The 6,648-nt window shown below is 71.3% G+C and carries 5 protein-coding genes and 1 pseudogene; 3 read left to right on the plus strand and 3 right to left on the minus strand.

The genetic code is table 11. The features are described 5' to 3' along the window. Positions 1-86: 86 nt before the first annotated feature. A pseudogene (locus JS521_RS32495) lies at positions 87-398 on the minus strand (hypothetical protein); the annotation flags it as partial. Between the two features lie 292 nt (positions 399-690). Here JS521_RS32495 and JS521_RS32500 point away from each other — a divergent pair. After that, positions 691-1,179 carry an ATP-binding protein gene (locus JS521_RS32500; protein ID WP_205086488.1) on the plus strand — a complete coding sequence of 163 codons (489 nt, stop codon included), beginning with the start codon at positions 691-693 and terminating at the stop codon, positions 1,177-1,179. Positions 1,180-1,216: 37 nt separating this feature from the next. Here the strand turns inward: JS521_RS32500 and JS521_RS32505 are convergent, their stop codons facing one another. Both JS521_RS32505 and JS521_RS32510 read right to left on the minus strand, forming a co-directional pair. Then, on the minus strand, positions 1,217-2,698 hold the full coding sequence (locus JS521_RS32505) for an aminopeptidase P family protein (RefSeq protein ID WP_097885650.1): 1,482 nt from the start codon (positions 2,696-2,698) through the stop codon (positions 1,217-1,219). Positions 2,699-2,882: 184 nt separating this feature from the next. Then, positions 2,883-4,370 (minus strand): PP2C family protein-serine/threonine phosphatase, encoded by a 1,488-nt coding sequence (locus tag JS521_RS32510; protein WP_205086489.1) that lies wholly within the window; start codon positions 4,368-4,370, stop codon positions 2,883-2,885. A gap of 637 nt (positions 4,371-5,007) precedes the next feature. Here JS521_RS32510 and JS521_RS32515 point away from each other — a divergent pair. Together JS521_RS32515 and JS521_RS37400 are read left to right on the plus strand one after the other, a co-directional pair. Next, positions 5,008-5,757: a bifunctional DNA primase/polymerase gene (locus JS521_RS32515; protein WP_205086490.1), complete on the plus strand. Its 750-nt coding sequence runs from the start codon at positions 5,008-5,010 to the stop codon at positions 5,755-5,757. 536 nt (positions 5,758-6,293) lie between these two features. Then, a complete protein-coding gene (locus JS521_RS37400; protein WP_307847984.1) occupies positions 6,294-6,623 on the plus strand; it encodes a hypothetical protein in 330 nt (109 codons plus the stop codon). The last annotated feature ends 25 nt before the right edge of the window (positions 6,624-6,648 follow it).

Here is a 6,648-nt window from a genome sequence, read left to right on the forward strand (position 1 = left end):
ACTGAGATTCATACTGTCGGGTGTATGTCACCCGTACGGCGCATCCTTCCGGGCCGCACGGCGTTCTCCAGGGCGTGGGGGGGGGGGGGGGCGCCGCCGGGGGGGGGGGGGGCGCCGGCCGGGGCGCCGCCGTGGCTGCCGTACGCGAAGAGCACGTGCAGGAGGATCTGCCCGCCGGCCAGCGCGCCCACGATGGCCGGAAGGGAACGTTCCCGTCCGGCGAGGAGGGTGGCGACGGCGAGGACGCCGAGGAATCCGGCGAGCAACGTCCACGCGGGGACGGCCGTACCGGCGGCGAGCGTGTGCCCGGCCGCGGACAGCACGACGCAGACCGCGGTGAACACCGCGGCCCTCATGAGCCGCAGACCGGCTCCGGCGCGTGCGAGAGGCGTGGACATGGCCGGGACATCATCGCACTGCACCCCCGTGCGCCGTACGGCAGGTCCGGAAGATCAGGCTCCGTCCCCAACCGTGCTTGTTGCGCCTGTTCGTGGGGGATGTACGGACCGGGGGCGCGCGCTTCCGGTCGCCGGTACGGCCCCTGTGACCTGCGGCCGGACCGGTCCATACACCGGCCGGCCAAATATCCACATCCGCCGAACGAGGGCTCTCCCACCCGATCCGTGCTTACGAAGTGCCGAGGGCGGCAATACGTATCGATACGTCGAGCCGCAGCCAGGAGGCTGGAAGATGAGCATCTGGTGGTCTCTCCATTTGCGGCGCGAAGCTGCGAGCGTTCCGCTCGCCCGTCGTTTTCTGCTCGGCACCATGGAAACCGCAGGGGTGGATCCGGACATCTCCTTCGACCTGTCGGTCGCGCTCAGCGAGGCCTGTGCGAACGCCGTCGAGCACGGCGGCGATCGGACGGTTCTCGGGGAGCCGGGGGATTCCGGGTACGGACGCCCTTCCGCGGACTCCGGGCAGTACCGGGTCACGGCCTATCTGGACGGCGAGAAATGCCGTATCGAGGTCAGTGACTCGGGGCCGGGCTTTCCCGCCCGGCGCGCGCTTCGCCCAGCCGCGCATTACCCACAATCCGAAGCCGAGAGCGGACGGGGTCTCGACCTCATCCAGCAGCTCTCCGACCACGTCCAGTTCGGCAACCGGCCGGGCCACGGCGCGGTGGTCAGCTTCGACAAGGTCCTGAAATGGCGCGAGGGCGCGCTGCTCACGGTGTAGTGAGCGGCGCGCCCCGGCGCGTTTCCTACGGGAGGGGTCAGCCCTTCAGCTGCGCCATCCAGGCCTCGACCTCGTCCGCCCGGCGCGGCAGCGAGTCGGAGAGGTTCCGGTTGCCGTCCTCGGTGACCAGGATGTCGTCCTCGATCCGGACGCCGATGCCCCGGTACTCCTCGGGCACGGTCAGGTCGTCGGCCTGGAAGTACAGACCAGGCTCGACCGTCAGGCAGACGCCCGGCTCCAGCGTGCCGTTGACGTACGTCTCGGTGCGCGCGGCGGCGCAGTCGTGGACGTCCATGCCGAGCATGTGGCCGGTGCCGTGCAGGGTCCAGCGGCGCTGGAGGCCCAGCTCCAGGACCTTGTCCACGGACAGGTCGCCCAGCAGGCCCCACTCGACGAGCTTCTCGGCGAGCACGCGCTGCGCGGCGTCGTGGAAGTCGCGGTAGTCGGCACCGGGCTTCACGGCGGCGATGCCCGCCTCCTGGGCCTCGTACACCGCGTCGTAGATCTTGCGCTGGAGCGGCGAGAACGTGCCGTTGATCGGCAGGGTGCGCGTCACGTCGGCGGTGTAGAGGTCGTTGGTCTCGACGCCGGCGTCGAGGAGCAGCAGCTCGCCCGCGCGGACGGCGCCGTCGTTGCGGACCCAGTGCAGGGTGGTGGCGTGCGGCCCCGCGGCGCAGATCGAGCCGTAGCCGATGTCGTTGCCCTCGATGCGGGCGCGCAGGAAGAACGTGCCCTCGATGAAGCGCTCGCTGGTCGCCTCGGCCTTGTCGAGGCTCTTCACGACGTCCTCGAAGCCGCGCGCGGTGGCGTCGCACGCCTTCTGCAGCTCGGCGATCTCGAAGGCGTCCTTCACCAGGCGGGCCTCGGAGAGGTGGACGCGCAGCTCCTCGTCGCGCTCCGCGGTGACCTTGTCGGTGAGGGCGGCCTCGATGGCGGCATCGTGGCCGCGGACGTTCCGGACCGGGCCGGTGGCCTCGGCCAGCGCGGCGGGCAGCTCGCGGACGTCCTTCGCGGGGACGCCCAGCAGCTGCTCGGCCTCGGTGAGGGAGTTGCGGCGGCCGACCCACAGCTCGCCCTGGCCGTCGAGCCAGAACTCGCCGTTCTCGCGGTTGGAGCGCGGCAGCAGGTAGATGGTGGCCTCGTGGCCGGTGTCGCCGGTCGGCTCCAGGACGAGGACGCCGTCCTGGGTCTGGTCACCGGTGAGGTACGCGTACTCGGTGGAGGCGCGGAAGGCGTACTCGGTGTCGTTGGAGCGGGTCTTCAGGTTGCCCGCGGGAATGACCAGGCGCTCGCCGGGGAAGCGCGCGGAGAGCGCGGTACGCCGGGCGGCGGTGTGCTCGGCCTGGGCGATCGGCTGGAGGTCGTGCAGTTCCGTGTCGGCCCAGCCCGACTTCATGTTGTCGGCGAGCTCGTCGGAGACGGCCGGGTACAGGCCGTTCTTCCGCTGCTTGACCGGTTCCGCCGCTTCGTTCTCTTCGGTCTCCTGCTCCGGGTTCTCCGGAATGAGCTCCTCAGACACGATTTGTCTCTCCTTGATACGACACTGGACCATCACCCATCGTACGGGCGTACGGAAGGGGGCCCAGGGTCGAAGGACCTGTTACCGGAGAGAGCGTCGGGGAGGGCGTCACACGGGCGGCCGAGGGGCGGTCGGGTTGCTGTCGGGGGCCGGCCGAGAGGTGCCCGCGGGCCCGGTCGAGCGGTCAGTCGAAGTGGGCGGCGAGGATCACGACGTCCTCGGTGGAGTCGCTCCGGTCGAGGCCGTCGGGGAGCATCGTGCGCAGGACGTGGTCGGTCACGGCCGCCGGATCGTGCCGGTCCGCCTTCGGCACGGAGGCGGCGGCGGAGTGCAGCCGGGCGAAGGCGCGGTCCATCGCGTCCCCGGTCCGGCGCAGCAGCCCGTCCGTGTACAGCAGCACCGTCTCGCCGGGCGCGGGGCTGAACTCCACGCTCGGCGCCTCCCAGCAGGCGAGCATCCCGAGCGGGGCGGAGAGCGTGGTCTCGACGTACTCGCAGCGCCGCTCGCCGAGGATCAGCGGCGGGGTGTGCCCGGCCCCGGCCAGCACGACCTTGCGGGCGGCGGGCTCGCAGTAGGCGAACAGGGCGGTCGCGGTCCGCGCGGGTTCGGTGAGCCGCAGCAGCAGTTCCAGGTCGGAGAGTACGGCGACGGGGTCCTCGCCCTCCATCACCGCATACGCCCGCAGGCTGGCGCGGAGCCGGCCCATCGCGGCCATCGCGCTCGGCCCGGACCCGCCCACGGAGCCGACGGCGAGGCCGAGCGTGCGATCGGGCAGCGGCAGCGCGTCGTACCAGTCGCCGCCCCCCTGGGGGCCGGTGCGGTGCCGGGCGGCGAGCCGGACGCCGGGAATCCGGGGGAGCCGGCTCGGCAGCAGTTCCTCGGCGACGGCGGCGACGTCCGCGCGGGCGCGCTCCAGTTCGATCAGGCGGGCCAGGTGCTCGGTGGCGTAGCGCGCGTAGAGGCCGGCGAGGTGGCGCTGCTTCTGCGCGGGCTCAGCCGGTTCGTCGTAGAGCCAGAGCGCCGCGCCCAAGCGCCCGGCCGCCTCGGAGGCGAGGGGGAGGGCGTAGCTCGCGGCGTAGCCGAGCCGGGTGGCGACCTCGCGGTGCCGGGGGTCCAGGTCCGGTTCGCCGAGCAGGTCGGGGCCGGCGACCCCGTCGGCGGTGTCCGGCAGCCCGTCGAGGACGCGGCCCAGGCCGGTGGCCGCGCGCGGCACGGTCTCGAAGTACCCGAGCTCGGCGTGGGTGAGCCCGAGGCCGAGGGTGGTGGAGGGGCCCTGGCCGTTCGCCGGTTCCAGAACGAGAAGTCCGCGGCGGGCGCCGACGAGGGCGGCTCCGGCGTGCAGCAGCTCGTCCAGGGCGGTGTCGAGGGTGCTCGTCCCGGCCAGCCGCTCGGTGAGTTCGTGCAGGGTGGTGAGGTCCGAGACCCAGCCCGCCAGACGGTCCTGGATGAAGGCTCCGGGCGGTCCCGGGACCTCCGTCAGGGGCGCGGAAGTGTGCGTTGAAACCGGAACCTCTGGATCGATTCCAGCCACTTTCGGCAGGTGTGGGGCGCTCATGGCAGCCAGCTTTCCGACCGGTGTGATTCGTCGAATAGCATCGCAAACCCCCATGTGATTCTGCGCCACTATCAATGCATCCACATGTACACGCACAAGTAACCCGATGTCCAGCATTGTCCCTTCGGGGTCCGGGCGATTCGTGCTCTCCCAGTGTCGGTTAACTTGGCCAAAAAATGCACCCTATGGACGCTATTTGCGATCGACTGGGGCCGTCCGACAGGGGTACCTCCGGGGTCAAGTCGCCGGAGGAGCGTCATCACGGGCATGCTGGGTACGTAAACGGTGATGCGCGGGTGCAGTTGTGATCGCCCAGGAACCCGGCAGCGGGTTCGGGCGTCCTAGCCCGTGACGATGACGACCCCGCGCCGGACGGTGGGGTTCGCACCAGGGACGGCAGGCGAGGCGCGGGCCACCCTCGCCCGGCGACCGCCGGCCCGGCTCGACCCGCTCGGTTCGACCCGCACGACTCCGCCGGAGCAGCACGACGTCGCTCGGTCAGTTCGGCCCCGTTCGGTCAGTCAGCTCAGTTCGGTTCGACTCTGCTCGGTTCGGCTCTCAGCTCCACCCAGATCGGTTCTATTCGGATCGATTCCACTCGGCTCGGCTCGGCTCACGCTCGGTATCGACGGCACGCCCGTCCCCGTACCGCAGAACTGATGGGCACGTACGCACAGCGAAGAGATACGCACGTGGTGTCACGCACGCGTGCTGTCATGTGGATTCGGCGTTCAACGGAAAGGAACGAGCGCTCATGCGCGAGATCCTCGGAAGGCGACGCAGGCTCCGGCTCCGGCGCGACGAGGGGGCCGCCCGGCTCGACGCGGCCCTGACCTGCGCCACGGTATGGCAATGGCCCGTGCTCCCCGGAGTGGGAACGGCGCAGGCCGCCCCGCACGGCGAGAGCGCCGGCCCCGGATGCGCCTGCCCCGAACCCGACTGCGCCGTACCGGGCGCACACCCCTTCGACCCCGGCCTGCTGGCGGCCACCACGGACGAGCGCATGGTGCGCTGGTGGTGGACCAACCGCCCCACCGCCCCCGTGATACTGGCGACCGGCGGCCGCGCTCCCTGCGCGGTGAGCCTGCCCGCCGTGGCCGGCGCCCGAGCGCTGAGCGCCCTCGACGCCCTCGGCATGCGGCTGGGCCCGGTCGTGGCGACACCCACCCGGTGGTCGCTGCTGGTGGCCCCGTACACCCTGGAACGGCTCGGTGAGCTGCTGTACGCGAAGGACTGGGTGCCCAGTTCGCTCCGGTTCCACGGCGAGGGCGGCTACCTCGTCCTGCCGCCGTCCCGGACCGGCGCGGGCCAAGTCCGCTGGGAGCGGCGTGGGGTGCCGCTCGGAACCTCCGCTTCCGCCGCCGCCCCGGTGTCGCGTGGGCGGGCGAAGGGCGGGGCGCCGGTGGCCGCGGCGCCCTGGCTGCCGGATGTCGAAGCGGTTCTGGACGCCCTGGTCGAGGCGAGCACGGGCGCCCCGGGCGGCGGCAGTCGGCTCGCGTACTGACCTCCTGAGGCTCTCGCGTACCGACCTTGTGAGGCTTCGGGAGGGGGCAGCCCGGTGTCCGGCTCACTCGAACGAGTGTGAGCCGGACAGGATCCGAGGTAATCGGGTGCCGGGCGCCCCGGCGGTGCGTATTCCGTCGATATCGTCGGACAGTCGTCAGGAATTCCGCGCAGTTGCCAGGTGGGGCCACCATGAATCTCCGCATGATCGGTCTCACGGCAGCCGCGGTGTGCGGATGCTTCGTTCCGCTGGTTGCTTCCGCGCACCCTGCTGTTGCTCCGGATGCCGTATCGGCTGATCCGGTATCCGATAAATCATCTGGCGGACCGCCAGGAAGTCGTAGGCCAAAGGTTTCTGATTGGCTATCCGGAGATGATCCCGCCGCCCTTTCTTCGACATTGCCGAAATCGCCATCGGGAATGAGCGCAGAAGGCGGTTCCCTGCCGGAGTTTGATCATTCGGGCACGGCGGCGTTGGGACGCTCGGATGGGGCGGCGTTTGAACGTTCGGGTGCGGCGTCCCGGTGCGGACCCGAGTTGGTCGCACCGGAGGGCGTCGAGGCGCAGACCTGCGTCATGACCCGGGAAGGCGAGATCTGGGCGCGCGTCTACTACCGGAACGCGACCGGCGAGGAACTCCGTTCCGTAATCACGCTGATGGGGCCGGGCGGGCGGACCGTGGAGCTGCAATGCGCCCCGATCGCGCACGACGAGCCGGGCACCTGCGAGACGCCGCGCGTCCCCTCCTCGGGCCGCCCGCCCGGATCCGCCACGGCGGTCGCGGAGTTCGTGGGCGCAGGGCCGGTGGAGGAGGCACCGCTGCTGCTCCGCGCCGGATCCGAACGGGCGCCGGGCGCCGGGGGCTGACCGAGGCGGCCGTGCGGGCGGGGGG

Source organism: Streptomyces durocortorensis (genome assembly GCF_016901035.1).
Lineage (GTDB): Bacteria > Actinomycetota > Actinomycetes > Streptomycetales > Streptomycetaceae > Streptomyces > Streptomyces durocortorensis.

Coding starts and splice junctions, on each gene's coding strand:
- JS521_RS32510 (WP_205086489.1), bottom strand. CDS start 4,370: ATGCTGGACATCGGGTTACTTGTGCGTGTACATGTGGATGCATTGATA.
- JS521_RS32500 (WP_205086488.1), top strand. CDS start 691: ATGAGCATCTGGTGGTCTCTCCATTTGCGGCGCGAAGCTGCGAGCGTT.
- JS521_RS32515 (WP_205086490.1), top strand. CDS start 5,008: ATGCGCGAGATCCTCGGAAGGCGACGCAGGCTCCGGCTCCGGCGCGAC.